General features: G+C 62.9%; 24 protein-coding genes and 1 pseudogene. 7 read left to right on the forward strand and 18 right to left on the reverse strand.

Annotation, left to right across the window (positions count from 1 at the left end):
• The first annotated feature begins 245 nt into the window (after nt 1–245).
• On the forward strand, nt 246–1,349 hold the full coding sequence (locus AB7008_RS02995; protein WP_220013878.1) for a DNA topoisomerase IB: 1,104 nt from the start codon (nt 246–248) through the stop codon (nt 1,347–1,349).
• 113 nt (nt 1,350–1,462) lie between these two features.
• Here AB7008_RS02995 and AB7008_RS03000 read toward each other — a convergent pair whose 3' ends face one another.
• On the reverse strand, nt 1,463–2,707 hold the full coding sequence (locus AB7008_RS03000) for a vanadium-dependent haloperoxidase (protein WP_063615322.1): 1,245 nt from the start codon (nt 2,705–2,707) through the stop codon (nt 1,463–1,465).
• A 130-nt stretch (nt 2,708–2,837) separates the two neighbouring features.
• Between AB7008_RS03000 and AB7008_RS03005 the strand changes: the two genes are divergently transcribed.
• Nucleotides 2,838–3,569, forward strand: coding sequence for a winged helix-turn-helix transcriptional regulator (locus AB7008_RS03005; protein ID WP_049801900.1), 732 nt, complete (start codon nt 2,838–2,840; stop codon nt 3,567–3,569).
• Between the two features lie 663 nt (nt 3,570–4,232).
• Here AB7008_RS03005 and AB7008_RS03010 read toward each other — a convergent pair.
• The 5 genes from AB7008_RS03010 to sigJ all read right to left on the reverse strand — a co-directional run bounded on the left by AB7008_RS03010 (nt 4,233) and on the right by sigJ (nt 8,542).
• Nucleotides 4,233–4,637: a hypothetical protein gene (locus AB7008_RS03010; RefSeq protein ID WP_441258402.1), complete on the reverse strand. Its 405-nt coding sequence runs from the start codon at nt 4,635–4,637 to the stop codon at nt 4,233–4,235.
• Nucleotides 4,638–4,657: 20 nt separating this feature from the next.
• On the reverse strand, nt 4,658–4,858 hold the full coding sequence (locus AB7008_RS03015) for a hypothetical protein (protein WP_028141954.1): 201 nt from the start codon (nt 4,856–4,858) through the stop codon (nt 4,658–4,660).
• Between the two features lie 144 nt (nt 4,859–5,002).
• Complete coding sequence (locus tag AB7008_RS03020; protein WP_028141953.1) at nt 5,003–5,569, reverse strand: hypothetical protein; 567 nt, start codon at nt 5,567–5,569, stop codon at nt 5,003–5,005.
• 22 nt (nt 5,570–5,591) lie between these two features.
• A complete protein-coding gene (locus tag AB7008_RS03025; RefSeq protein ID WP_028141952.1) occupies nt 5,592–7,190 on the reverse strand; it encodes a hypothetical protein in 1,599 nt (532 codons plus the stop codon).
• A gap of 449 nt (nt 7,191–7,639) precedes the next feature.
• Complete coding sequence (gene sigJ, locus AB7008_RS03030; protein ID WP_244659518.1) at nt 7,640–8,542, reverse strand: RNA polymerase sigma factor SigJ; 903 nt, start codon at nt 8,540–8,542, stop codon at nt 7,640–7,642.
• A 210-nt stretch (nt 8,543–8,752) separates the two neighbouring features.
• Here sigJ and AB7008_RS03035 point away from each other — a divergent pair, with 210 nt between their 5' ends.
• Nucleotides 8,753–9,208 (forward strand): carboxymuconolactone decarboxylase family protein, encoded by a 456-nt coding sequence (locus AB7008_RS03035; protein WP_028141951.1) that lies wholly within the window; start codon nt 8,753–8,755, stop codon nt 9,206–9,208.
• Between the two features lie 114 nt (nt 9,209–9,322).
• Here the strand turns inward: AB7008_RS03035 and AB7008_RS03040 are convergent, their stop codons facing one another.
• Nucleotides 9,323–9,640 carry a hypothetical protein gene (locus AB7008_RS03040; protein WP_441258403.1) on the reverse strand — a complete coding sequence of 106 codons (318 nt, stop codon included), beginning with the start codon at nt 9,638–9,640 and terminating at the stop codon, nt 9,323–9,325.
• A gap of 25 nt (nt 9,641–9,665) precedes the next feature.
• On the opposite strand from AB7008_RS03040, the gene AB7008_RS03045 reads away from it, so the two are divergent.
• Nucleotides 9,666–9,893 (forward strand): hypothetical protein, encoded by a 228-nt coding sequence (locus AB7008_RS03045; RefSeq protein ID WP_028141949.1) that lies wholly within the window; start codon nt 9,666–9,668, stop codon nt 9,891–9,893.
• Nucleotides 9,894–9,974: 81 nt separating this feature from the next.
• On the opposite strand, the pseudogene AB7008_RS03050 reads toward AB7008_RS03045, so the two are convergent.
• From AB7008_RS03050 to AB7008_RS03095, 10 genes and pseudogenes are all read right to left on the reverse strand, one after another.
• Nucleotides 9,975–10,996: pseudogene (locus AB7008_RS03050) on the reverse strand (glycosyltransferase family 4 protein).
• A gap of 4 nt (nt 10,997–11,000) precedes the next feature.
• Nucleotides 11,001–11,123 (reverse strand): hypothetical protein, encoded by a 123-nt coding sequence (locus AB7008_RS03055; RefSeq protein WP_256379450.1) that lies wholly within the window; start codon nt 11,121–11,123, stop codon nt 11,001–11,003.
• Nucleotides 11,124–11,128: 5 nt separating this feature from the next.
• On the reverse strand, nt 11,129–11,338 hold the full coding sequence (locus AB7008_RS03060) for a hypothetical protein (RefSeq protein ID WP_028141947.1): 210 nt from the start codon (nt 11,336–11,338) through the stop codon (nt 11,129–11,131).
• A gap of 100 nt (nt 11,339–11,438) precedes the next feature.
• The gene (locus tag AB7008_RS03065; protein ID WP_028141946.1) at nt 11,439–11,846 is read right to left on the reverse strand and encodes a hypothetical protein; all 408 of its coding nucleotides are present in this window, start codon (nt 11,844–11,846) and stop codon (nt 11,439–11,441) included.
• Nucleotides 11,847–11,862: 16 nt separating this feature from the next.
• A complete protein-coding gene (locus tag AB7008_RS03070) occupies nt 11,863–12,063 on the reverse strand; it encodes a hypothetical protein (RefSeq protein ID WP_441258404.1) in 201 nt (66 codons plus the stop codon).
• A gap of 171 nt (nt 12,064–12,234) precedes the next feature.
• Complete coding sequence (locus tag AB7008_RS03075) at nt 12,235–12,654, reverse strand: hypothetical protein (RefSeq protein ID WP_049801898.1); 420 nt, start codon at nt 12,652–12,654, stop codon at nt 12,235–12,237.
• Between the two features lie 80 nt (nt 12,655–12,734).
• Complete coding sequence (locus AB7008_RS03080; protein WP_028141944.1) at nt 12,735–13,073, reverse strand: DUF1236 domain-containing protein; 339 nt, start codon at nt 13,071–13,073, stop codon at nt 12,735–12,737.
• 180 nt (nt 13,074–13,253) lie between these two features.
• On the reverse strand, nt 13,254–15,365 hold the full coding sequence (gene mdoH, locus AB7008_RS03085; protein WP_028141943.1) for a glucans biosynthesis glucosyltransferase MdoH: 2,112 nt from the start codon (nt 15,363–15,365) through the stop codon (nt 13,254–13,256).
• Complete coding sequence (locus tag AB7008_RS03090) at nt 15,353–16,813, reverse strand: glucan biosynthesis protein G (RefSeq protein WP_080670152.1); 1,461 nt, start codon at nt 16,811–16,813, stop codon at nt 15,353–15,355. Before AB7008_RS03090 ends, mdoH begins: the two co-directional genes overlap by 13 nt.
• Nucleotides 16,814–17,457: 644 nt before the next feature.
• Nucleotides 17,458–17,913 carry a low affinity iron permease family protein gene (locus tag AB7008_RS03095; RefSeq protein ID WP_028141941.1) on the reverse strand — a complete coding sequence of 152 codons (456 nt, stop codon included), beginning with the start codon at nt 17,911–17,913 and terminating at the stop codon, nt 17,458–17,460.
• 146 nt (nt 17,914–18,059) lie between these two features.
• Here AB7008_RS03095 and AB7008_RS03100 point away from each other — a divergent pair, with 146 nt between their 5' ends.
• The 3 genes from AB7008_RS03100 (at nt 18,060) to AB7008_RS03110 (ending at nt 21,772) form a co-directional block, all read left to right on the forward strand.
• Nucleotides 18,060–19,889 carry a glycoside hydrolase family 15 protein gene (locus AB7008_RS03100; protein ID WP_441258405.1) on the forward strand — a complete coding sequence of 610 codons (1,830 nt, stop codon included), beginning with the start codon at nt 18,060–18,062 and terminating at the stop codon, nt 19,887–19,889.
• On the forward strand, nt 19,867–20,772 hold the full coding sequence (locus AB7008_RS03105; protein WP_244429559.1) for a glucose 1-dehydrogenase: 906 nt from the start codon (nt 19,867–19,869) through the stop codon (nt 20,770–20,772). Before AB7008_RS03100 ends, AB7008_RS03105 begins: the two co-directional genes overlap by 23 nt.
• Nucleotides 20,773–21,019: 247 nt before the next feature.
• Nucleotides 21,020–21,772 (forward strand): ZIP family metal transporter, encoded by a 753-nt coding sequence (locus tag AB7008_RS03110; RefSeq protein WP_028141939.1) that lies wholly within the window; start codon nt 21,020–21,022, stop codon nt 21,770–21,772.
• Between the two features lie 341 nt (nt 21,773–22,113).
• Here AB7008_RS03110 and AB7008_RS03115 read toward each other — a convergent pair whose 3' ends face one another.
• A complete protein-coding gene (locus AB7008_RS03115) occupies nt 22,114–22,461 on the reverse strand; it encodes a response regulator (RefSeq protein ID WP_028141938.1) in 348 nt (115 codons plus the stop codon).
• Between the last annotated feature and the right edge of the window lie 39 nt (nt 22,462–22,500).

Genomic DNA, 22,500 nt, shown 5'->3' on the forward strand with positions numbered 1-22,500 from the left:
GACTAATTGGGAAAGCGTGTCCGTAAACTTTGTGGCGATTGTCTGAAGCTCGGCCTTGCAGCCATCGTCGGCCTGCGCAGCGGACCGTCGAAAGGAACCGCCGGCTTCAGATAGGGCAAGTATCTTGCGCGGCCACTGATCTGATCTACGAACCGCCGATCTCACGAACGGAACCAACCGCTGTCTCCGTTCCTTTAGAAAGGAGTGGAGCCTCGATCCCTGGGTGCTTCCGAGGGAACAGGCCCATGCTCCGAGAGACTCGCAACGAAGAACAGGTTCTGGACCGCACCGCCGAGGTCGCAGCAGCCATTGCGGAAGAAGGTCTTCGCTATGTCAGCGACTCCGCGCCCGGCTACACCCGCAAGCGGACGGGGACTACCTTCAGCTACTACGACAAGGACGGCAAGCGCATCACCGATGCCGCCGTCATCCGGCGCATCAAGTCCATCGGTATCCCGCCGGCCTATGAATCCGTTTGGATCTGCCCCTCGGCGAACGGCCACATCCAGGCGACCGGGCTCGATGCGCGGGGCCGCAAGCAGTACCGCTACCACGCGAAATGGCGCGAGCTGCGCGACCAGAACAAGTACGAACACATCGTCCAGTTCGCAGCCGCGTTGCCCGCGCTGCGCGACCGTGTCGCGGCCGACATGAAGCTGGAAGGACTACCTCGCGAGAAGGTTCTTGCCACGATCGTCAGCCTTCTGGAGAAGACTTTGATCCGGGTCGGCAACGCCGAGTATGCCGAGAAAAACAAATCCTACGGGCTCACCACCATGCGACGGAAGCACGTTGCGGTGGGTCGCGGCGTCCTTCGGTTCGACTTCACGGGCAAGTCGGGCAAACAGTGGAAACTTCGGGTCGAGGACAAGCGGATTGCCGCCATCGTGAAGCGCTGCGCGGAAATCCCCGGACATGAGCTCTTCAAGTACCTGGACGACGACGGGCAGCCGCGTACGGTCGATTCCGGCGACGTCAATGCTTACATCAAGGAGATCACGGGCGAGGACTTCAGCGCCAAGGATTTCCGCACTTGGGCGGGGACGGTTCTGGCGGCGTTGGCGCTGACCGAGTTCAAGAAGTACGACAGCCAGGCCGAGGCGAAGCGCAACGTCGTCGCCGCGATCGAAAGCGTCTCCAAGCAGCTCGGGAATACGCCGGCCATTTGCCGCAAGTGCTACGTGCACCCGGAAGTCCTGAACGCCTACATGTCCGGTGATCTTGTCAAGATGATCGAAGCCAAGATCGCTCGGAAGTTCAAGCGACAGTATGCCAAGCTCACGTCGGATGAAGTCATGGTGTTGGCGTTTCTCCGCAAACGCCTCGATTCTTTGAAGGCCCCCGACTAGTGCCTCCTGCGACGCTTACCACGCTGGCGGCGCCGCGAAGGACGGCCTACCCTATCTTCATGCCTGGACTCGCCAAGCGCACCGGCCGGCCTCGGTCAAATAACTGTTGTTAGTCACTTAGACGCGCTTTCCACCGGCCTGAGAAGATTCTTGACGACGTACTTGCCGATCTCATACCCCATCTCACGACCGACCCTTGTCGAGAACCGATAGTGAAAGCCTGCCCAAACCCGGGCTTCGGACACCGCGTTGATGAATGATTTAAGGTCTGTCCAGCGGCGCTCAGCCCCCGGCGCAGTGGTGCTCGTCATGCTGATCTCAGAGAACGTGGTCGTACCCAATGCGGCTTCGAGAACCGCACACATAGCAGACGCCTGCACACAGTGAGCGCATGGGTATTCTGGGTGCATCGGAGTATCCGCGATCGGACGCCACAATGGGTCCCTCTCTGTTTCGGCGTTGTCATCCCTGTCGCCATTGCGGATCGCCGTAATCGGCCGCCAGAAATTGTAGTGGTACTTGGCGTCGAACACTGCAATCAGGCTGTCTGCCCGAGCGACGGCGATCAAGGCAAAGATGCGGGAATTATCGGTTTGGTCTAGCTTCTTGGCGGCTATCAGAGCGCGTGCGAGCGGATAGAACACGTCGCCGCCGATCGAGATCCAGAACTTGGCCGCTTCGGTCTGATCCGCGGTGCGGGACTTGCTGTCGAAGCGGCCGACTTTGGAAATCTCGTTGAAGTCGTGCGCCCATTCCGAGCTGGAGAGCGCAACGGGCGGCTCCGGTCGGAATTGGTCAGCCTTATTCATCGCGAAGGGTCGAACGCCCGGCCACTGTGCGACGACCAGGCTGGGCGTCGGAACGTAGACGCCCGGAGTGGTGATGGGCCGATGGCCGTCGGGCGCGGCGGACCCGTCGTCCTTTCTGTTCGTCAGGATTTTCGCGGCCACCGTTTCGCCAACTCTAATGCCTTCTTCCTTCGCTGGGCCGTCGGGGACGCGCTGAAGGTCGTTGCTGAGCGCTTGTTTGAGCTCGGGCGCGTTTGCCTCCGGGCTGCTCGCGAGTAGTACGGTTGCGGCAGCAACGCCTGCCGCTACTTCTTTGGAGACTTCGCGGCTGATGTGAAGCTTGGTGAGGAACGGTGCGTATCTCGGCTCCACTGAGTTGGTTGCATCGAACATGGCGAGGTGCATCATCGCCAGCACGCGCTCTGCCGCCGGCGGTCCCAGCTTTTGGGCCAGCAGCAAAGTGACGGCTCGCTCATTCCAGTCTGAAATGACATCCGCAAAGGCAGAAGTGACAGGGAGCGACAACATCAGTCCGGCGAGAATGCTGCGGCGCAGGGGTGCTCGGTTCATGTAGGCCTCCGTTTGCTGCGACCGACCAGGCGTGAGAGCCGGGCGCGCCGAGGCAAACATCGCTACCGGTTCCGCTCAAGTCTGTTTTTCGAACTAGCGAAGCAAAGCCTTCGGTGGTTCAATCGCGATCATGCAAGACGGCTATGACCAATTTTGCCCCATCGCTAAAACGGCTGAGGTACTGGCGACGCGTTGGACGCCGCTGATCCTGCGCGAATTGATGGCTGACAACCGAACATTCAACGATGTTCATCGTGGCGTGCCGCTTATCTCGAGAGCGGTCCTTGTGACACGACTTCGCGAATTGGAAGATCAAGGAATCATCGAAAGGCGCGCGCGGTCCAACGGGACTGGACACGAATATTGGCTTACCCCCGCTGGCGAGGCACTCCGGCCGATCGTCAGCGAGATGGGACATTGGGGTCTGGTACACGCGCGGGATGCGATCAAGCCGACGGACCTTGATCCCTTCTTCCTTGTATGGGGTTTCCGAAAGAGGGCGGTTCGGGACGCCATTGATAAGAAAGTCGTCGCTCGCTTCGAATTCGCCGGCGTGCCGGCCAACCGAACGAAGTACAGCATTCTGTGGCTGGTCCTCGATCCGCAGGGCGTAGACGTCTGCGCCAAGGATCCCGGCTTCGCAGTCGACGTTACTTTCCGCGGCAAAATCGCCGATTTCGTTGCGGTGTACTTGGGATATCTGCCGTGGCGGCAGGTCGAAGGCAAAGAGATCATCGTGGAAGGGACAGATCGTCGCCTGATCAAGGAGGTGCCGACGTGGATCCGGCTCGATAAAATCGTCGGGCGCGACTTTCCTGTCGTGAAGGGAGTTGTCCGCGAGCGCACCACCGGAGCGATTTAATCGGCCGCCCCATCGGCGGCGTCTTCCGCGGTGTGTCGCAGGCCGCCACGGGGTCGGATCGGCCGGGGTGTCGAAGGCGACGCCCAGCCGGCCCCTCGTCACCATCGCTATATCACCGTCCGCGGGCCAGCTTCCCAACCTGCAGCAGGTTCACCTCATCGCGTCCGGGCTCTTTTAGACCCCTACAGAGCCGAGTTCGCAGTCGCAGCGGAAGACTTGGGCGACATCATCACCACCACTGGACATCTGTGCCCCTAGGGATGTTCATTGATCCCATGCCACGGCGGCCATTGAGCGCCCGTGCGCCCTCCTTGTGTCCTGATCGCTGCCGGACCGGCTGAAACGGCAGGTGCTCTCGTCGGCGGAAACGGGCCCTCCGTTCGAATCCGGTGTGCTGGACATGGTACTGGCCGGGGGCGTTCGCAGCTGGTGATGCCGCGCGGGTTCGCCTTCCGTCCTCCTCGTTGGACCTCTGCCGGCTTTGTAGGAGCCGGTGCACAACTCGGCTCGCCGATCGCCGAATCGAAGCTCGTCCGGTAGGTCGGACTGGCATGGCCGCAAACAAGGTAACGGCGGTACGCTTGGGGCTGGGGAAGTAACCGGCAGTCCGGCACTATCCAAGCCGCCGCGCGTACCGGCGGCTTTTTCTTGGCCTGATCCTACTTAGGAAGCGTTGGCCCTAGCCCTTTCGCGCGCCTCGCGGCGCCGTTCCCGACGTTCGCGGCGGCGCTTGGCCCGGTCGGCCGGCTGCCGCAGCGTCGGCGAAGCGACGACCGTCTGCTCAACCGAAGGCACCGGAATGGGCTCCGGCGCAGCAGGGCGAGCTTCCATGAACTCGAGCACAGCCCGTCCCTTTACAGTGATCTTCCAGCCGCCGCTGATGCGTTCGACCAGCCCTTGTGACCAGATGTCGAGATCCGGAACCCGTGCCGCGAGCCGCCTGGTCCGGTCCGCCCAATCGCGGCCACTGGTCGCCAGAATTGCCATGTCCCGCTTGAGGTCCTCCATGACGGCAAACCCGTCCGGATATGCCGCCAAAATCTTCAAAACGGTGACCTGGAAGTTCACGCCCGCGTCCCGGTTTTCAGTTAGCGCCACATGGTGGGCGCGTGCGAAAGGGCCTTGCGGCCGACCTGTCTGAGGTCCTCGGGACAGAGCTCGCCGCCATTGGCGGCCTCCAGGATCTTCGAAGCCACATGCGTCCGCGCGCCGATCTCGCGCTGCGGAAGACCCTCGCACACTTCGTCGAAAACCGCGCGCAAAAGCGCCGTGGTTGCCATGTCGAACATGAAATGCCCCCAACAAGGGAAAGTAGCATCTTAGCCGAGTTTTCCCGATCTTACGATTGAGGCATGCTAAGTTTGCGGATTTGTGCTCGGGGATTAGGGAGCGACGCTGACGTGCCGAAATGCGAGCTTCGAGGTAGCGCCGAGTTATAAACCTAACGCGATCTCGGCCCACTTCAACATGCGATCGCTGTTGAGGAATGCCAGCACCGCTGGCTCCAGTGAGCCGGGTACGCCCCGTCCAACCAAGGCCGTTGCAGCCACCATGTCGCAGCGCTGATTGAAAGCGAACGAAAGCGCTGCGTTACCATTTCCCTCGACCCGATACGCGCGGCTGCGGCCTTGCATGGGCCCAACGACAATCTCCCGACCGGCACCGATCGGCGTTGTCTTACCAATCAGCGCCAAGTCGCCCATTTGCTCGAGGTCAGTATCGTCGGCGACGCCGGTGGTGCAATTGCAAAAGCCGAGCTTGGCGCGAACGTAAAGCTGGACCTCACCGCCGCAATCGTTGGCATTGCAGCGAAACGCCTTGCCTTTCCCCCAAGGATCTACCCCGAAGGGCCACTCGGTTTCCGTCCACACCGGGCGGATCTGCCCGGTTGCCGCTGTTGCACGTGTCAGGTCGCCGGATCGCAGCATCCAGACCGCAGCGACCGCACAGAACAGTGCCGCGGCTGCGCCGATCGCGGTGAATTTGCTGGTCAGACGCATAGCACCTGCCGCCGAACTCTCTCTAATTCTGAGCCATGAACTTTCGTGCGGCCGCCAGATCTTCCCGCGAGGAGTCGCCATCCCGTGCCATGTCGACCACCTTCGCATAGTACTGGCGTGCCTTCACGGCATCCCCTGCTTTCTCGGCGGCGTGAGCCGCGCCGATCATCGCGCCGAACCGGTTGGGCTCCTTGCGCATCGTGCTTTCGAACGCGACCAATGCCTCCGTCGCCATGCCGCGTTCGAGCAGCATGGTCCCATAAAGCTCGCGTGCCGGAGCAAGCGGTCCAGGCGTGACGATGGATTTCTCGGTCTTGTCTTCGGCATCGGCCGCAAGGCGCATCGCTTCCAACGCGTCCGCCGGTTTCCCCCAGGCGTTGAGCTGCCAGGCTGTGGCGACCTGCCGCTGGATCTCGACGATTTCGGCCCAATAGGCGTCCTTGTCCTGCTGCAGCTTGTCCCGCAACTCCGCCAGCTTGGCGATGTCCGCCGTCGCTGCGTCGGCATTGCCGGAGCGCGCGGCGCCGAGGGCGCGGGCGAAGTAGGTGATCGCATCGACATAGGCAAACCGGCTCGGCTCGACCTTCAGTGCGGCAGCCCTCGGCCAATCACCTCGCTCGACCATGTAGCGCGCTTGGCTCGCCGCTATCGCGTAGGGGCCGGCGCGAACGGCCGGCGCATAGCCCGTGGTCGCAAGCATGTCCGCGATGACGTCGCGGGCTCGGCTGTCCTGTGCAAGCTGGAGCAGGGCGTAGACCATGTAGTCGTCGGCGTGGAGCTGCTCGCTAGGGTCCTTGCCCTCCTTGGCAGCCTTGGCGGAACGGCTATTGGCATCGATGGATTCGTTCCAGTAGCCGACGCGCGTGAAGATGTGTGACGGCATGTGCAAGGCGTGCGGCGCCGCCGGCGCGATCTCGGAATAGCGCTTGGCAGCGTCGAGGCCTTGCTCCGCTATCGCCGGATAGTCATAGAGGTGGATCAGGTAATGCGCGACGCCGGGGTGCCGCGGCTGCCGCTTGAAGATCGGCTCCAGGATGGCCGCGCCCTTGAGCTGGTTAGCATACGTCTTATCGTTTGGTGAGGCCGTGACATTCAGGGTGATGGCGTAGGCGATCTGCGCCTCGTCATCATTGGGATAGCGCTCCGCGACGGCCTCGGTTGCCTTGAGATAGGCCTGTGCCCGCTGGCCAAACGTCGTCTTCTCGTCCCCCGAGTAGAAGGCCAGCAGTGCGTCGACATAGTCTCGTTCGCGGTCGCTCTTGGCGCCGAGTGCCTTGGCTTTTTGCAGCGCTGCGAGGCCCTCGGCGAGATTTTCCTTCGGTGCGGGAAAATGAGGATTGTAGAGCAGGCTCAGTGCAATGCCCCAAAAGGCGATCGCGCATTCCGGATCGGCTTGCAACGTCTCCTTGAAAATCTCCTTCGCAGGCCGGTACCAGAACGAGTGCTGGTAGCGCATGCCGCGATCAAAGCGGCGTTGCGCGACCTCGTTGCAAGTGGTCTGGAAGTGCACCTTGCCAAACTGCTCGTCGGTCGCATCCTGTGCGCGGGCGCAGGCCGTGGCGCAGATCGAAGCAAGAGTGGCGAGGAGAAGAGAGACGCTTTTTAAAGCGAGCGCGCGCATGGGCCCCTCCGCTTTCGGTTAGAAGCAAATGGATTCAGAAGGCGCCAAAGAAAGGCCTTAGCGCCGAAATTTATCGTGCTGAAAATTCGCTTTGGAAAGGATTTGCCCATTTGCGGCAGGTGTCAATAGGAGGGAATGATGTGGTTAGGGAAGAACGCCTGTCAGAATTCATCCTTCTGCAAGCGGAATATCCGGAGGGGAAGCGGTCGCATGCAATGCCGCTAAAATGCAAAACCGATGGCGCGATGTAAGAAGGTTGTAGTGAGGGCTTTTGTCCTCAGGCGAAGGAGGAAAGTCGAGCTCAGCATGGCAGCAATTGAGGCGACACCGGACGTGCGGAGAACGCGGTCAGATCGACGCGAATGACCCGGAGCGGACGTCGACCGTGGGCGAGCCTCATATGCAGCCCATCGAACGACTCTCCACGTTGCCGCAGTCACTCGGGCAGTTCATGAAGCTGGCGGTATCGGCGAGATGCGAGCTGGAAATTCCATTTCTGTCGCTAAGTGCGACAGCTTGTCCGGGTTTTTGACGATGTAGATCGCGGTGATCCCGTCCTCGCGGATGTCGAGCGCAGTCGTCTGCAGAACGCCGCGTCCATCGAGGCTAACGTAGCCTGGCAGGCCGTCGATGGTGACGACACGAAGCAGCTTCGGCGGTACGACGTATTTGCGTCGCTGCCTAGCAAATAGGCGCAGGGCCCGCTCGACCCCCCGAATGACATTGCGGAAAGCAAGGACTTTGCCGCCGCCATCGGTATGGATCTCGACATTCCTTGCCAGCAGCGCCGAAAGCGCCGCCACGTCCCCGTCGCGTGCTGCGGCGAAGAAAGCACGGGTGATCCGATCCGCATCCGCGGGTTCGACATCAAAGCGGGGACGTGCGGTCTGCACGTGCTTGCGGGCGCGCGCCGCGAGCTGACGAACAGCTGCCGGCTGGCGGCCGAGCGTGATGGCCACTTCGGTCAGCGGCACGTCAAAGACGTCGTGGAGAAGGAAAGCGGCCCGCTCAAGAGGCGACAGGCGCTCAAGGGCCAGCATCAACGTGACCGTGACGTCGTCGGCGACCGTCTCGTTCGGCTCCACGGAACCGACGAGAGGATCTGGCAGCCAGGGTCCGACGTAGGTTTCCCGGCGCGCCCGCGCGGAGCGGCGTCGGTCGAGGCACAGGCGTGTGACAATGCGGGTCAGATAGCCGGGAGGCGAATCGACGCCACCCTCCACCCCGACCCACCGTAGCCATGCGTCCTGAACGACGTCCTCCGCCTCGGTGAGCGAGCCCATCATCCGATAGGCCAAGCGTGTCAGGCGCCTGCGCTCCGCTTCGAACTCGGTGGTCCGCTGATCGTCCATCGCCTCCATCCGCCCAGTTTCCTCGCAGATCATATCCGCTGTCACCGTCGCTCGCGCATCCCGAACCCGAGAATAAGACGATCGGACCTGCGTGGATGTGACATCGGCCGCTTTGAATGGAACCGCCGAGTGTCATGTCACACCCTGACCGCTTGGCCCGTCATCGCTCCGAGCGTCGAATCTCCGGCGTTCCGAACAACGAGGCACGTCATGAGCGAGAACAAGCGGCTGGTCTGGAACGAAGTGGCACCCCACGGTGCAAAGGCGCTCTTCAGCATCCACCACTACATCACCACGGGTACCGACCTGCCCCACGAACTGATCCACCTCGTCTTCCTGCGGGTTTCGCAGATCAACGGCTGCGCGCACTGCATTGACCTGCACACCCGGGACCTCTTGGCCACGATGTCATTTGAAAAAGTCGCCCTCGTTCCAGTCTGGGCCGAGGTGCCCCACCTGTTTCCCGACAAGTACCGGGCTGCCCTCGCGTGGGCGGAGGAAGTTACGCTCGTCAGCGAGACGCACGCCTCCGACGAGGCCTATGCGGCCGCAAGCGCGGCTTTCGCCCCAAAGGATCTCGTGGACCTCACGATCACGATTGCGGCCATGAACGCGTTCAACCGGTTGGGGGCGCCCTTTCGGCTCCCGGTCAAGGCCAAGGCCTGATCCGCTTCTTCGCATCGATTCGGAATGGCCCAAGGGCCGTTCCGAAGCGGAGCCGCGGGTGCCGGCCTATGAACCGGAGCGGAAGTTGCGCCCGCGGGGCGGCCGATGAAACGACTAAGGCATTCCTTGGGGGACGTCGGCAATCCTAGCTGTCCAAATTGCCGTGTAACAATGAAATGGTTTCGGTCCGAACTCGTCCGGGACAATCCCACGACGATGATCGCGCACCTCTTCGTCTGCCCAAATTGCAAGGGCGCGCAAGGACAGGACACGGATTTCGAGCCGGTTGTCGTGCCGCCAAACAGGCTGGCCGGACCGCGATTTCAGGTCATCAAGGGGGGCAAGCAGACCACCTGAAAGCGGTTCCATCATGGCTTCCAGACCGGGAAAAAGTGGAATTTCTGCCGCGTCCGCCTCGTTAGCAATAGCCACTTTACAACTGCTTGAGGAGAACTCCATGAAGAAGCTGGTCGTGTGCGGCGCGCTCGCCGCTTTCGCTCTCGGCACCCAGGCCGCCAGTGCCGCCGAGTTCTACATCGTCCGCGATGCGACGACCAAGAAATGCACCGTCGTCGACACCAAGCCGACGACCACCACCACGACAGTGGTGGGCAACGGCGTCTACAAGACCAAGACGGAGGCCGAGTCCGCCGTAAAGACCACCAAGGTTTGCACCGAGCACTGATCGCAGGCCGATTTAACGAGCGGCTCGTCCGGTACGCCGGGCGGGCCGCTTTGTTTCGGCCGAACGATTCCTTCGGAGGCGCTACCTGCCAGCGACCAGCTCGCGATATCGTTCTTCGTATTCCTTCGCCATTCGGCTCGCGACGAAGCGCTCCTCGAAGCGGGCGCGGACCCTTCGTCGGTCCAAGCGGATGACCTTCTCGACTGCTTCGATCGCCTCCTGCTCGCCGTCCACGATGAATCCGGTGACGCCGTCCTCCACGACCTCCGGCACCGATCCGGAGCGATAGGCGATCACCGGCGTCCCGCATGCCATCGCCTCGATCATCACCAGGCCGAAGGGCTCGGGCCAATCGATCGGAAACAGCAAGGCGGAGGCGCCGGCGAGGAACGGCTGCTTCCGCAGTTCGTCCACCTCGCCGATGAGCTGGACCGTCTCTCCATCGATCTCGGGTTCGAGCTTCTTCTTGAAGTAGGCCGTTTCGGCCCGGGGTATCTTGGCGGCGATCCGGAGCGGCATCTGAACCGCCCGCGCGATGCGTATCGCTGCTTCAGGCCCCTTCTCCGCCGTCAGCCGCCCGAGGAAGGCCAGGTACGATCCGGCTTCGTAGGAGGGACGAAACAGATCCTTGGGCAGCCCGTGCGGAATCGTCGCGATCCAATTCGCGTCCGGGAGCGGACGCCGCTGGTTGTCCGAGATCGAGACAAAAGGAGCCTTCGGGAAAGTGCCGATCACATCGGGCAGCCCCGGAAGGTCGAGCCGCCCGTGCATGGTCGTCAGAAACGGCACTCCAGTGCGGCCCAGGACCGGCAGAGGCAACCAATCCACATGAGAATGAATTAATCGCGCGCGCGCTCGCCGATGGCCTCGATCAAGAGCGCGCAGGCGGCGTTCGGATCGACGCCTTTCCGCCCCAGGCGTAGCGCGCGCGGCCACACGGCATGGAGCTTGGCTTTCGTGCTCGAGTCGCCGCTCGCAAACAGCGTCACGTCGTGCCCGCGATCGACGAGCTCGTCTACCAGCCAGGCGATCACCCGCTCGGTGCCTCCGTACAGCTTCGGAGGGACGCTCTCGGCCAACGGGGCAAGCTGGGCGATCCGCATCGAGCTAGGCTCCGAACACGATGCGCAAGCCGATCACGATGATCGCGGAGATCAGAAACGAAATCGCGAGCAGCGTCCAACCGGGCCTTGTGCTTCCGATGGCTGCGCGTGCCAATAGCATTTTCATGCACGTCAACATTCGTCTCTGGGAAGCCGGTGCAGGTAGGCGATCCCGAAGCTGGCGAGCTCTCCGGTATCACCCTGGCGCTCTTCCCATCTCCTGTGCAGATGGCGCTCCAGCAAACAGCGTCGGCTGTCGCGAGCGCCGACGTCGGGGCGCCGAGCGCGGTACACGTTCCAGGGGGTCTCCGAGGCGTTCTTCAAGACGACATCGTCAACCATTTCTGCGCTCCCGGCGACCGATCCGATCGCTGGCAACTCGACACAGTCGGCAAAGTTTCCAGTTTTTCCCGAGCGCGTGCCTCAACGCACAAGCGGGCGTTCAGCAAGCTTTTGCGCGGGCCCGCTCGCGTGCCGCACGACGGCGCTGCAGGCGCTGGCTTCGGCCGGAGCGCCTGGCGGCGAGAGGTGTGGACGCCGCTGGACTTGAAGCCGGCGGCTCCACGGCGGGCGCAGCGCTCTCCGTCGTTGTCTCGGCAGGCTTGGCTTCCATGAACCCCAGCACGGCACGGCCCTTCTCCGTGATCCGCCATCCGCCATTCAGACGCTCGACCAATCCTTGCGAGAAGATGTCGAGCTCCGGCACGCGAGCGGCAAGGCGCTTGGTCCGCTCGGCCCAGTCGCGCCCGCTCGTCGCCAGGATCGCCATGTCGCGCTTGAGATCGACCATGACGGCGAACCCGTCGGGATAGCTCACCAGGATCTTGAGCACGGTGACCTGGAAGTTCACCCCAGCCTTCCTCGACCTATCGCCACATGGTCGGAGCGTCGTGGAGGGCCGCGCGTCCGACCTGCTTCAGCTTCTCCGGCGAGCTGTCGCCGTTCGTCGCCGCTTCCAGAATCCTCGAAGCAACATGGGTGCGCGCCGCGGTTTCGTGGCGCAAGACGTCTTCGCAGACCTCGTCGGATACGGCGCGCAAGAGCGCGGTCGTGGCCGGATCGAACATGGAAACCCCCAACGCAGGAAGAGTTAGCTTACCGCGGAATAGCTTTGCGACGAATTCAACAAAGTTAACCGCCCCGCCCCAAGCATGAACGGCCCCCACGTGCGAGCAGCCCACCCGGCTGCAAAGCTGCTCCTTCGGTCCCCTTCTTTGACCCTCTCCCAGGCTTTCCGCTCACCACGATCCGCCGGCAGTCGCATCGGCGCGCTCGAAGGCGAGACGGCGGTCGGGTGTCCGCTTCCGCAGCATTGCCGACCGCTTCGGATGCGTGAGGACCGCCGCAACGTGGGCCGGCTCTTCCTTCCGGGCCTCGCCGGATGGTGCGGCAGGCATGGCGGCCATGGCTTCTCGCACTTCCCGCGGCAGCTCTTCCGGGATCGGATCGGCCTGCGCGATCATCGGTACCTCGGCGCGCTGGCTGGTGTCGAAGACGATTTTCTCCGGAAGGCTCCTCGCCGATTTTATCCGGATGATGGTCCTGTCGGGGTCGGCCACGGCGGCGGCTTCTACCGGAGCGGGCAGGTACCGATCCGCAGCGAAGAGCAACGCCAGCAGGAACCCGCCGACGAAGACGAAATAACGAATGATCGGCATGGATGGCCGCTCGGAAATGGGAAATCAAGGTATCGGCGGATGGGAGGCGGGCCGCTGCGATCAGCGACCCGCTAGAATGCTCAGTCGATCTCCTGGACGACCGTCCGGGTCGACGGATCGACCAGCATCACGCGCTCGCCCGAGTAGACATAGCGGTACTTCCTGAGCGAAGGACCCCAATCGGCGGGCACCGCCTCGAGCTCGACCTCGCGCGGGACGGGCTGGCCGACCACGATCTTCTGCTGCACCGGACGAACCTTGTGCTCGGTGACGTAGGTGCGGATCTTGGTGCGGTATTCCGGCTCGATCTGCACGGCGGCCGAGTGACCGGTGCCGGTGGTGGTGACGACCGTCGACTGCGCCATCGCGCCCGTCGAGATCAGCGCGGCCAGGGCCGTCGTCACTAGAAGATTGTTCATGTTGTTCTCCTCGCCGCCAGATGCGGCATGCGAGAACCCGCAGATGATGGCAAGGTTCCGGAAAGAGGCAGGAGAATTGCCATATTTTCCCGAACGTCGGAGGCGAGAGCGCGGGAAGTCGGCTCGGATCAAGGATTGGCTCGAGCCCCGAGAGCGTGGTCCGCCAGGCACTCGGTAAGGTCATCCCTTCTGCAGCACGGTCGAGAGCGCCGAGGCGTCATTCAATATCGAGAAGACCTCGCGCGAAGACAGATGCGCGGCGGCTTCCTCGAACGTCTCGCTGGCATCCACCTTGGCACGTCCGACCGCCAGGTTGGCGTCTACGGTATCGGGCCTGGCAGCGCGCGGTGGCGGCAACTGGGCGACATGAAAGGCCAGCAGCTCGGGGGCTTCGCGAAGCTCCGTGAGAGCGGGTTTGATGCCGACCTCCGCCGCCGCACTCAATTCGTTGGCCCGGCGCAGGATTGAAGGCGGCTCCCGGTCTTCAGGGGTGGCGAACAGTTTGCCGGACGACGGCCTGGCCGTCAGCGCCCCGATAGGAACAGCGAACAGCAGCCCGACGATCACCGGCGACATCCAGAGCAAAAGTGGCAACGAAACGGCGTAGGCGCTTGCGGCCATCGCAACGCCGCACAAGGTCGGGATGCCGTACTTCCGATAGAGCTCGCGGCGCTCCACAGTGCCGTCGTCTCGTCTTTGCGTCTGCCATCCGGCATCGCGGCCGGCCAGAATCTCGACGACCGCGATCGACTGAAAGATCATCATTACGGGCGCCATCAATGCAGAGATGACGATCTCCGCGAGAACTCCGGCCGAGGTCCGCAACGCGCCGCCGAATTGGCGCCTCACCGGGCTCCGCGTCCAAACGACGACCAGACTGAGCAGCTTCGGCAACAACAACAGTCCCATCGTGGCGACGAACACCCAAATAGCGAGCACGGGATCCTGGGCCGGCCAGGTCGGAAAGAGGGAGAAGCCCTTGGGAAAATACTCCGGGCGCACGAAGCGGGCCTGGAGCGAGATCAGCATCCCCAGCAGCAGGAATAGCAGCCACAGCGGCGCCGTTAGATAGGCCCCGATCCCCACCATGAAATGCAGGCGCGATACCCAATGGAGACCGCGAGCGGGCACCACGGCGAGATGCTGAAGATTGCCCTGACACCAGCGCCGGTCGCGCGCGGCGAAATCGAGCAGCGAAGGCGGCACCTCCTCAAAGCTTCCGCCGAGCGTCGGCAGCATGTAGATACCCCACCCCGCCCGCCGCATCAGCGCGGCCTCGACGAAATCGTGGCTGAGGATGTGCCCGCCGAACGGCTTGGGTCCCCGAAGCTGCGGCAGCGCCGCCGCTTCCGCGAACGCCTTCACGCGGATGATCGCGTTGTGGCCCCAATAGTTGCCTTCCGAGCCGTGCCACCAGGCCACGCCGGCGGCGATCATCGGCCCGTACAGCCGGCCCGCGAATTGCTGGACGCGGCTAAAAAAACTTCGCGCGTTGACCACCATCGGGAGCGTTTGGACGAGCCCCGCGGTCGGATTGGCCTCGATGGCATGGACCAACCGGACGATGGTCTGTCCGCTCATGAGACTGTCGGCGTCGAGCACGATCATGAAGTCGTAGACGGCGCCGAACCGCGTGATCCACTCGGAGATGTTGCCGGCTTTCCGCGCCGTGTTGTCGGCGCGGTGGCGATAGTACAGTCGCGGCGTCCCCACCGCCTGCCGTAGCGCGAGCAACGCTTTCTCCTCGGCGACCCAGATGTCCGGGTCGGTGCTGTCGCTCAGAACGTACCAGTCGAACAGCTCCCCGTGCGAGGTCGCCTCCAAGGATTCGATCATCGCGCGAAGCCGCGCCGTCAATCGGTGCGGGTCCTCGTTGTAGGTGGGAAGCAGCATGGCGGTGCGGCTCACGATCGCAGGCAGCTCCGCAACTACCGCGGTCGGATGGGTCAGCAGCACGAAGAACCCGGCGAGTGCGGAGGCAAACGAGAAAGCCACCCACGCGAGCAAAACGAGGAACAGCACCAGCACCATGGCTTCCAGTACGGTGACGCCGCCGACCTCCAGCACGCGATACATCTCGTAGCCGCCCGCGCCCGTGAGCGCCGCCGTCGCGAGCAGAATGAGGCCGCGGCGCCAAGCCATCGCGGAGCCCACCGCCGCAGGAACGCGGTCGGGGACCCGGGCCTTCCCGAGGTTGCCAGGAGCCATCGGAAGCGGCGTCTCGCGAGGCAGCAGGCGCTCCGTCGCGATATCGCCGGCGACCGGTCGCGTCGCCGTGGTCAGGGGGCCCATCGGTAGACCCAGACTTCCGACAAGGGCTTGTCACCCTCGGTCAGAAACGCGCGCAGCTCGATCGGCTCGCCTTTCACCTGGCACTGGAAGCTGAGCCGCCAGCCACCGGTGTAGGGATTGGGCTGCGTGACGATGTTCTTCACTTCGGACTTCTCCGCCGTCACCACGCCTTTCACGCCCGCGGGATCGATGCCCTTCAGGTTCTCACCGACCAGATCGAGGACGAAGAGGCGGGCATCCTCGCCCCGCGCCCCTATTCCGCTTCGCGTGAAGCGCGCCAGCGAATGCGGCTTCGGGCTATCCGGGCCCCAGTGCAGCCGATAGGTGTAGTTGTGTTCGCCCTTGGCCTGCAGGGGGTTCTTCGGCCGCCAGAACGCGGCAATGTTGTCGTGAACCTCCTCCTTGGTCGGGATCTCGAATAGCGTGACCCCGCCCTCGCCCCAATCGCCGATGGGCTCCATCCAGAGACTTGGGCGTTTTTCGAAGCTGGACTCGATGTCCTGGTAGGCGAAGAAGTTTCGCTCCCGTTGCATCAAGCCGAAGCCGCGGGGATTGAGATCCTGAAAGGTGCTGATCTGCAGATCGCGCGGATTGCTGAGCGGGCGCCAAAGGCTTTCGCCCTTGCCGTTGAAGATCGCCAGGCCGTCGGAATCGTGGACCGACGGACGGAAGTCGTCGATGTCGTTGCGGTCGTTCGGGCCGTAGAAGAACATGCTGGTCATGGGCGCGAGACCGGCGCGCTGCATTTCGACGCGCGGATAGACCGACATTTCAACGTCGAACACCGTGGTTTCGCCCGGCCGGACGGTGAAGCGGTAGCTTGCCGCGCAGCTTTTGCTGTCGAGGAGAGCTTGGATGACCATCGAGGTTGCACCCGACGCCGGCCGCTCGAGCCAGAAGGCCTTGAAGAGCGGAAACTCCTCGCCCTTGGCTTCGCCGGTATCGATCGAGAGTCCGCGGGCGGAGAGCCCGTACGTCTGCCCCTTGGCCACAGCGCGGAAATAACTCGCGCCCAGGAATACGCAGACCTCGTCGTAATAGTCGGGACGGTTTATGGGCGCATGGATGCGGAAGCCTGCGAACCCGAGATCCGTCTCCTCGAACGCCGGGACCTTCTCTCCGAAAGAAAAGTCCGCCTTGCGGTACTTGATCTCGGCGACCTTTCCATCCGCGACCTCGAAGATATTCACCCTGTTCTTGTAAAAGAAGCCACGATGGAAGAACTGCGCTTCGAACGGAAGATTCTTGCCACGCCAAAGGGCCCGCTCAGGCAAAAAGCGGATCGAACGGTACTGGTCGTAGTCCAGGTCTTTCAACCCGGCCGGCAGCTTCTCGTCGGGCGCCTCGAACGGCTTGCTTGCGATCGCACGGGCAAGATCCCTCACCGTCGACGGGCCAAAGGTCTCGTCCGACGCAGCGGCGAAGCCGCTGCGCGAGGCGAGTAGCATCGCCGGCAGTAACGCCGACCCTTGAACAAGCTGGCGTCGGTTCACGTGTACTCCTCGCTACTGCTGCCGCGGCCAAGCAACGATCACCATGGCCCGTGGGTTCCACGGCCCGCGTATAGTCCCAGAGGTACATACTTCCAGCATCATTGGCCGAGGCTCTGCCCGTAGGCGTCGGTGGCTGAGAGACCGATTGCGCTCCCGCCCGCACCAAGTGGAGCACAACCATGCCTATTGCGCGCTTGCTCGCGGACATCACCATTGCGCCAGAATAGCGGAACGCTCTCGAGTTGGCCTTCAAGGCCGCTCTCCGAAAACTCGAACTCGTCGATCGCGAGGGCCCTTGTGCGCTGTCGTCGCAAGGAAGATGCTCGAACTTCATCAGCGCGGTGTGACCGATGCTGCCGCACTCTCCGATCTGACCATTCGAGAAATCGGTAGGCAGCGGTTCAACTCAGCGTCGGCTCGCTACGCGAATGCCCGGCGAGTACCTAACTCCCTTCGGAGCGTAGCTCTCGTCGCTTCGCGCAGGTGATCGGCCAAGGACCCACTTACGTCTGGAGAGCACCTTCCTTCTATCGTGACGACCGACCTGTACCCTGTTGCGGGCGGCCCTGACACCCTTCGCGGTATAGGTGCCGCAGCGATTAACTTGCCGCCTGCTCGGCGGCGCGGCGGGCCCGTCGTCCGGTCGTCTTCACACGCTCGTTCGCCGTTTTTTCCGCTTTGGCGCGCGATTCGCATTTCTCCCGCAGGTCTTCGATCTCTTCGTCCGTGAGATGCTCGATACCGACAAGGGAGTTTCGCGCCGTCCCGACGCGGATCAATTCGTCAAGCTTGACCTGCATGGCTGCGCTGTCGCGGTTCTGGGAATTCTGAATGAGGAAGACCATCAGGAAGGTGACGATGGTGGTGCCGGTGTTGATGACCAACTGCCACGTGTCCGAATAGCCGAACAACGGACCGGTGACTGCCCAGATGATGACCACCAGGGCCGCGAGCACGAAGGTCGACGCGCGCCCCGCAGCCTGCGAGGTGCGGGTAGCAAACTCGCCGAAGAAGCGGGCGGTGCCGCCTTCCGTTTTCTTCCGCCTATCACGCATGAGATCCTCCGATTTTGAGAGAACGGGCGAAGAGGTTCGCGGGTTCCCCGTAAGGCGCATCGACCACTAGACCTCAGTCGAAAGTATGAACGTCCGCAATGGGATCTGCGGAACTGGAGGGCAAACGTTCCGGTTGGATGCCCAGCATGGCTCGGATCGAAGACTACGCCTTGATCGGCGATTGTGAGACTGCGGGTCTGGTCGGGCGCGACGGGTCAATCGACTGGCTCTGCGTCCCCCGCTTCGATTCGGACAGCTGCTTCGCGAAGCTACTCGGCGATGAGCACAACGGATACTGGAAGATTTGCCCCGAGGCTCGCTCGAGCAGCGAACGACGCTACCGACCGGGCACCTTGATCCTCGAGACGACCTTTACGACCGACTGCGGCCGGGTCCGCCTCATCGATCTCATGCCGCCTAAGACGGATCTCTCGAAGGTCGTCAGAATCGTCGAAGGACTGGAGGGCGAGGTCGAGATGCGCAGCGAACTTGTCGCGCGCTTCGACTACGGGACCAGCGTACCTTGGGTCAGCCGCCTTGAGGACGGAGCGGTCAGCATGGTCGCGGGCGCGTCGATGCTACTGCTCAGGACCGCGGTGCCGATGCGCGGCGAAGCCATGAAAACTGTGGGCTCGTTCTCGGTCGCGCGCGGCGAGACCGTGGCTTTCGTGCTTTCCCATCAGATATCCTACCAGGATCCCGCCGCTCCCGAGGACCCTGCGTCTCTTCTGAAACAGGCAGAGGATTTCTGGCGCAATTGGTCCAGCCGCTGCAAGACGGCAGGGCCATATTCGGAGGCGGTCCAGCGATCCCTGATAGCTCTCAAAGCGCTGACGTTCGGGCCGAGCGGCGGCATCGTCGCCGCCGCTACGACGTCGCTGCCGGAGCAGATCGGAGGCTCGAGAAATTGGGACTACCGCTTCTGCTGGGTACGTGACGCCACCTTGACGCTACTGGCCCTCGTGGGCGCGGGCTTCTTCGACGAAGCGCGCGCTTGGCGCGACTGGCTCGTCCGCGCCGTCGCGGGAAGTCCGCGGCAGCTCCAGATCATGTACGCGGTCACCGGCGAACGCAGGCTGACCGAGTGGGAAGTCCCGTGGCTCTCCGGATATGAGAACTCCAAGCCCGTCCGGATCGGAAACGCGGCGCACACCCAGCTTCAGCTCGACGTCTACGGCGAGCTGATGGACGCCCTATATCAGGCGCGCCGCGGCGGTCTCCGCGAGAACAAGCGCGCCTGGGCAGTACAATGCGCGCTGCTCGACCATCTCAAGAGCATCTGGAGCCAGCCGGACGAGGGCATATGGGAGGTGCGGGGCGGCGCGAAACACTTCACGTATTCCAAGATCATGGCGTGGGTCGCCTACGATCGGGCCATCAAGTCGGCTGCCGAGTTCGGCATGAAGGGCCGCGTCGAGGAGTGGGAAGCGCAACGAGCCGCGATCCACGACGAGGTGTGCCGGCGCGGCTACGACCTTGAGCGCAAAACCTTCGTCCAGGTCTACGGCGAGCCGCAACTCGACGCGAGCTTGCTGCTGATCCCGGCCGTGGGCTTTCTGCCACCCGAGGATCCTCGCGTGATCTCGACGATCCAGGCGATCGAACGGGAATTGCTCCAGGACGGTTTCGTCCGGCGTTACGATACGGGTGCGACGAAGGATGGTCTGCCGCCGGGGGAAGGCATGTTCCTGGCCTGCAGCTTCTGGCTGGCGGACGCCTACCATCTGATCGGCCGCGACGCCGAGGCCAAGGAATTGTTCGAGCGGCTTCTCGCGCTTCGCAACGACGTCGGCCTGCTATCGGAAGAATACGACATTTCGCGGCGGCGCTTGGTCGGAAACTTTCCGCAGGCCTTTTCTCACATAGCCCTCGTCAATACCGCCCACAACCTCACCCACCGCGAAAAACCCTCGGAGCACCGCGGTAGCAAGAGAGCCCTCGCCAGCGAGGGAGATGAAGCCGCGCGCTCCGACTAGGAGGTCCGCCATGACAGTGAATTCAACCGACCCGGCCGCTCCGGCAAGCCCGGGCGAGCGCTTGCGACCGCAGGCCCGCTTTCCCGTGACCCTGGAAGGGCAGCCTGCGCTGGTGACCGGCGCCAACTCAGGTATCGGCCGCGCGGTCGCGCTGGGGCTGGCCGCGGCCGGCGCCGACGTCGTCGTCAACTATGTCGTGGATCCCGTCTCAGCCGAAGAAGTCGTTCATGAAATCGAGGCCCGGGGCAGAAAAGCGATCGCAATCAAGGCGGACGTCAGCAACGAGGATGACGTCCGGTCGATGTTCGCCCGTGCCATCGATCATTTCGGCACGTTGCACATCGTGGTGAACAACGCCGGACTGCAGCGCGACGCGCCCCTCCATGAGATGACGATCGATCAGTGGAATAAGGTGATCGGCGTCAATCTCACCGGCCAGTTCCTATGTGCCCGGGAGGCAGTCCGCGAATTCAAAAGACGGGGCATCGTCGGTGACATCTCGGCCGCGGCCGGCAAGCTCGTCTGCATGAGTTCGGTCCATCAGGAGATTCCGTGGGCGGGCCACGCGAACTACGCGGCATCGAAAGGCGGCGTGATGCAGATGATGCGAAGCATCGCGCAGGAAGTCGCCCCCATCGGCATCCGCGTCAACGGCATCGCACCCGGCGCCATCCGGACGCCCATCAATCAGCGCGCCTGGGAGACGAGGGAAGCGTACGAAAGCCTGATGACGCTGGTGCCCTACAAGCGCATCGGAGAGCCGGACGACATCGCGCAGGCGGTCGCCTGGCTCGTCTCCGACGCCGCCGACTACGTCACCGGCGCCACCCTGTTCATCGACGGCGGCATGACCCTATTCCCCGGCTTCGCAAGCGGAGGCTAGGCAAAGCCTCAGGGTCATGATCCCAACGAGAACCGCTGGTCGCATCGCTTACGCAGCAATTGGAGGATCGAACTTTGGTAAATGGCGCACGGGCAATGGCTGCAGGTAAGATCGCGCGCAAGATGGCGAGCGCTCTGACATCGGTTCTGAAGCGCCGCTCGGCGGTGAAGAAGGCAAGTAAGACGCGGGAGAAGAGCGCAAGCCAGGTCTCGCCGCCCCCAGGTCGCGAAACATAGCTGGTGCTCCGATGCCGATCTGGTTGACCGCCGGCCTTTGGGGGCTGCTTGGTGCCTCATCGCTGCTCCTGGGAGCAGCCGTCGCATTCGTCCTCAGAATGCCTCGGTACGTTACCGCGGGGATCATGTCGTTCGGTTGCGGCGTGCTGATCTCGGCCGTGGCCTACGACCTGTTGGAGGACGGGTATCAGGAAGGCGGGATCTGGCCGATCGTCGCCGGTGCCGTTGCGGGCTCCGCAATGTATGCCCTTGCCGATTGGGCGGTCTCTCGAGCAGGCGCGCATTCACGTAAACGGTCCGGGGACCAGCAGGCGAACGCCGGCCAAGGCGGAGGGTTGGCGATCGCAATCGGGTCGCTCCTCGACGGGGTTCCGGAAAGCGTGGTTCTGGGGCTCGGGCTGTTGAGCGGGAAAGGCATCAGCCTCGCTATGCTGGCAGCTATCTTCCTGTCCAATTTCCCGGAAGGACTGTCCAGTGCGCTCGGCATGCGAACCGCGGGTCGCTCCCGGCTCTACATCTTTGGCCTTTGGGCAACGATCGCCGTCCTCTCCGGGCTTGCTGCTTCCGCGGGAGCGGCTTTCCTTGGCGGAGCTTCCCCTCAGGTCGTTGCTGCCGTGAGTGCCGTCGCTGCGGGCGCTCTCCTGACGATGGTGGTGAACACCATGGTGCCCGAAGCGGTCGAAGGCGAACAGAAGCTGGCCGGCTTGCTCGTTGTCGTCGGCCTCCTCGTCGCCTTTGCGCTCTCTAACTTAGGAGAGACTTAGAACGCCGGGCCGTGCGATGCAGAAGCAAGGCTGTTGTCGGACGGGCCCTGCGGGTCGCTCGCGACGTGAAGGGGAAAGCCTGGACTTCACCCTCTCCAGGACGACAAGCGACGATCGATTGGCGTCCTGAAGCGTCTCGAAATCGACTGAGAATGACACCCTGAATCGCGGAACGGGTGGTACACAGGGGTGGTCATGAATCCTTGTTTTCCGCGGATTTTCACACAATCGCGGCGAAGGGGGAAGAGAGTCCCACTGACGCCGAGATTTTCCGCGCCAGACTACGATTTCTGCGAAAACATACCGGGCGCGCGTGTCAAATACCACGACAAGGCGCCGCTTCACCCTTTCTCGAACGCGACAAGTTCAGCGTTGAGCTGATCCTCTGCAAACGGCTTTTGCAGGATTTTGCAATTTCGCCATTCTTCCTCGATCCCTGCTCCGTAGCCTGTCGTGAACAAGAATGGGACGTCCCTGGTCTGCAGCATCTCGGCCAGACCATAGCTGAATTCGCCGGCGAGGTTGACGTCCAAGAGGGCTACATCGAATCCGCCAGCGTCGATCAAGCTCGTTGCTTGTGGGACATTAGTCGCCTTGGCAACGACTTCGTGGCCCAGTTCTTCGGCCATGTCTTCTATCATCATGGCAATTAAGCTTTCGTCTTCCACCACCAGCAGCCGCAGCGGCATGTCGATCTCCAAAGGTGCATCTCAGGCAAGATAGAAAGG

This window comes from Bradyrhizobium sp. 521_C7_N1_3, assembly GCF_052075975.1.
In the GTDB taxonomy this organism is placed as follows: Bacteria; Pseudomonadota; Alphaproteobacteria; order Rhizobiales; family Xanthobacteraceae; genus Bradyrhizobium; species Bradyrhizobium japonicum.